Below are 4,057 nucleotides of genomic sequence, written 5' to 3' on the forward strand. Positions count from 1 at the left end.
CCCCGTTTCAAAGCCCCGCCAGAACGCTAGAACCGCACCTGAACGGCCTTCGAGAGCCGGTCGTGCAGCCCTCGGGTGTCCCGGTCCCAGATGACGGCCGGGATGACGATCAGCAGGAGCACGCTGCGCACCAGGGCCTTGGGGAACGTCAGCCGGTCGCCGCTCTCCCCGATGACCCGGATGCGGAGCAGCCGCTTCCCGGGGGTGAAGCCGACCGTGCCGACGGTGAGCACGCTGAGCAGGAAGAACACCAGCAGCGCCCAGTTGCTCGCCCGGTGGACGTCGCCCCGGGCGAAGAGGCCGTATGCGATGAGCATGCTCAGGCCCCAGTCGATGAAGATCGCGGCGAACCGCCGTCCGAGCGGGGCGACCGAGCCCGGCCCGTGTTCCGGCAGACCGAGCTGTTCCCCGCGGTAGCCGAAGTCGATGCCCATCTGCTCCGCCGCCGCGCGGGGGCCGGAGAGCCACGAGCCGATTGCTTGCCTTTTGTCCACCCGACCACGGTACTGGGAAGGCTTGCGATCACTACCGGCCGGGTAGGCGTCCGCCCGATTCGATGATCATTTCGCGGCGCTCCGGTTAACCTCGGCGAAACAAATGGGTCATGCTTGGGAAATCCGGTCTCTCTAGGGTCGGCCGCAGCACCACCGAAGCAATCCCCGACCGCTGACGGCCGGGCTAGGAGGGTTGGATGTTCCAGAACGGCGACGACGCCAAGAAGTTCATCAAGGACGAGGACGTCAAGTTCGTCGATGTCCGTTTCTGTGACCTGCCGGGTGTGATGCAGCACTTCACCATTCCGGCGGCGGCGTTCGACCCGGAGGAGGAGCTGGCGTTCGACGGCTCGTCGATCCGCGGTTTCCAGGCCATCCACGAGTCCGACATGGCCCTGCGCGCGGACCTGTCCACGGCGCGCGTGGACCCGTTCCGCCGGGACAAGACGCTCAACATCAACTTCTTCATCCACGACCCGATCACCGGCGAGCAGTACAGCCGCGACCCGCGGAACGTGGCGAAGAAGGCCGAGGCGTACCTCGCGTCCACCGGCATCGCCGACACCGCGTTCTTCGGCCCCGAGGCCGAGTTCTACGTCTTCGACAACGTCCGTTTCGAGACGTCGGCGAACCAGTCCTTCTACCACATCGACTCCGAGGCGGGCGCCTGGAACACCGGTGCGGTGGAGAACAACCGCGGCTATAAGGTCCGCTACAAGGGCGGCTACTTCCCGGCCCCGCCGGTCGACCACTTCGCCGACCTGCGCGCCGAGATCTCCCTGGAGCTGGACAAGGCCGGCCTCCAGGTCGAGCGCCAGCACCACGAGGTGGGCACCGCAGGCCAGGCGGAGATCAACTACAAGTTCAACACGCTGCTGGCCGCCGCCGACGACCTGATGCTCTTCAAGTACATCGTGAAGAACGTCGCCTGGCGCAACGGCAAGACCGCCACCTTCATGCCCAAGCCGATCTTCGGCGACAACGGCTCCGGCATGCACGTCCACCAGTCCCTGTGGACCGGCGGCGAGCCCCTCTTCTACGACGAGCAGGGCTACGCGGGCCTCTCCGACACCGCCCGCTACTACATCGGCGGCATCCTCAAGCACGCCCCGTCGCTGCTGGCCTTCACCAACCCGACGGTGAACTCGTACCACCGCCTGGTCCCCGGCTTCGAGGCCCCGGTCAACCTGGTCTACTCGCAGCGCAACCGCTCCGCCGCGATGCGCATCCCGATCACGGGCTCCAACCCGAAGGCCAAGCGCGTCGAGTTCCGCGCCCCGGACCCGTCCTCCAACCCGTACCTCGCCTTCTCGGCCCTCCTCCTGGCCGGCCTCGACGGCGTCAAGAACAAGATCGAGCCCGCCGAGCCGATCGACAAGGACCTCTACGAGCTCGCCCCCGACGAGCACGCCAACGTCCCCCAGGTCCCCACCTCCCTCCCCGCCGTCCTCGAAGCCCTCGAGGCCGACAACGAGTACCTCCAGGCCGGCGGCGTCTTCACCTCCGACCTGATCGAGACCTGGATCGACTACAAGCGCACCAACGAGATCGCCCCGATGCAGCTCCGCCCGCACCCGCACGAGTTCGAGCTGTACTTCGACCTCTAAGAAGCGGGCCGGACGCCCGGGGTGAACCCCCCGGCCGCTCCCCGGCGCGACACAGCACCACGGCGAGAGCCGCCACCCGACGACCGGGTGGCGGCTCTCGCCCTTTGCGGGAGTTGGCAGTGGGTCCAAGGATCACGGTGGCGTATGCCTCGGTCTGGAGAGTTCCCCAGATCATCGTGGGCACGTACGCCTTGCCCTCTCGTGTGTCCTGATACCAGCGGACCACGTCGTCCTGCACCGCTTCCGTACCGGTGGCCAGGCGCTCTTTCCACGGGATCGAACTCGTCACGGTGCCCTCTCTTGAGTCATGCCGCCGGGCGGTCTGCCGTACGACATAACGGTGCCCGGTGAACGACGAGGGCCGCCACCCCGGGGTCGGGGTGGCGGCCCACGTCGTTCGCGTGGCCGCGCGGGGCGGTGGGAGTGCGGGTCAGACCGGTTCGGGCTGGGGTTCTGGGCGTTCCAGGTCTGGGTGGGGGGTGAGGGGGGGTAGCGGTTTCGCGTCCCACTGGCGGGTGGTGCGGAGGTAGGCGTAGATGACCGAGAGGGTGGTCAGGATGAGGAGGGGGCCGAAGAGCCAGGGGTTCTCGGCCATCTCCACCGGGAGGAAGCGGTAGGCGAGGAGGAAGGCGGTGAAGACCGTCGTGCCGTAGGCGATCAGCAGGATGCCCGAGCGGTCCGGGCCGCGGTCGAAGAGGCGCACGGCCGTCTCGATGGTGAGGGCGAAGACCACGCCGGCGATGACGTCCGCGCCGTAGTGGTAGCCGAAGCCCAGGGTCGCGCTGATGGTGGCGGCCAGCCAGAACGCGCCGCCGTACCGCACCCAGCGGGGGCCCTTGCGGGAGTGGATGAAGATCGCGGTGGCCCAGGCGGTGTGCAGGCTGGGCATGCAGTTGCGCGGGGTGAGGGTGTCGTACGTGAAAGCGTGCGGGATGCCGAGCGCCGGCGGGGTGTGCGGCCAGATGTTGGCCGTCGCCCACTCGACGCCGCCGGTGCCGGAGGCGCCCGGGCCGTAGGCGAAGACCGGGCCGACCACGGGGAAGAGCATGTAGAACGCCGGGCCGACGAGGCCGATCACCAGGAAGGTGCGGACCAGGTGGTGGGTCGGGAAGCGGCGCTCGGACGCCACGTTGCGGAGCTGGTACAGCGCGAAGACGATCGCGGCCACCGCGAGGTGCGCGTAGACCAGGTCGAGGACGTGGGGGCCGATCGGCTCGGTGGCCTTGAGGATCCGGCCCGCGACCCATGAGGGGTTGCCGAGCGCGTGGTCGGCGGTGGCCACGTACTGGTCGAGCACCTTCGGGCGGGTCTCCCAGGTGATCATGAGCCAGGTGTCGCCGATCTTGCGGCCGGCCACCAGCAGCAGGCCCAGTCCGACGCCCTTCAGCAGCAGGACGCGTTCCCGGCCGGTACGGCGCGTGAGGGCGAAGACCGCGACGCCCAGCACCGCCCACAGCGCGCCGTTGCCGAAGTAGCGGCCGTCGGTCACCTTGACGTCGGCGGCCCAGCGCCCGAGGACGAAGAGGACGTCGATGCCGACCGCGAAGGCGGCCGCGATGAGGCGTTGCCGCCAGGTGAGGACCACCATCGTCAGCGCCAGGCCGGCGTACAGCGGGCCCGGCTTCGGCGGGAAGACGAGTTCCTTCGCCTGGGTGACCAGGGGGCCCGGTTCGTTGCCGTAGCGACGCGCGGCGAACTCCAGCGCGATGAGGAATCCGAGCGTCACCACGCCCGCCACGGCCCACAGGATCACCCGAGGTTGCCGCCACGCGGCGAACTTGCCTCTGCTGCTTATTCGCGCGAACACTCAGAACACTATAGACGTCAACCGTTCGGAGGATTTGGTTGGATCTGTGGGGGTGTGGGCAGGTGGGGGGCCGTACGCTGGAGGGTTGCTCTGCGGTCAGGCTGCGTGACGGTGGGTGACGTCAGTACGCGGAGTTGACGTTGTCCATC

General features: G+C 68.4%; 3 protein-coding genes. 1 reads left to right on the top strand and 2 read right to left on the bottom strand.

Translation table 11 applies throughout. The annotated features are described in order from the left end of the window. Positions 1–26 precede the first annotated feature (26 nt). Entirely contained in the window at positions 27–494 is a 468-nt protein-coding gene (locus JNW98_RS30780; protein ID WP_223771587.1) for an RDD family protein, read from the bottom strand. Between the two features lie 197 nt (positions 495–691). Between JNW98_RS30780 and glnA the strand changes: the two genes are divergently transcribed. After that, positions 692–2,101: a type I glutamate--ammonia ligase gene (glnA, locus tag JNW98_RS30785; RefSeq protein ID WP_223771588.1), complete on the top strand. Its 1,410-nt coding sequence runs from the start codon at positions 692–694 to the stop codon at positions 2,099–2,101. Positions 2,102–2,531: 430 nt separating this feature from the next. Here glnA and JNW98_RS30790 read toward each other — a convergent pair whose 3' ends face one another. After that, a complete protein-coding gene (locus JNW98_RS30790; protein ID WP_223771589.1) occupies positions 2,532–3,908 on the bottom strand; it encodes a phosphatase PAP2 family protein in 1,377 nt (458 codons plus the stop codon). Positions 3,909–4,057 lie beyond the last annotated feature (149 nt).

The organism is Streptomyces huiliensis (assembly GCF_020037025.1).
GTDB classification, from domain to species: domain Bacteria; phylum Actinomycetota; class Actinomycetes; order Streptomycetales; family Streptomycetaceae; genus Streptomyces; species Streptomyces huiliensis.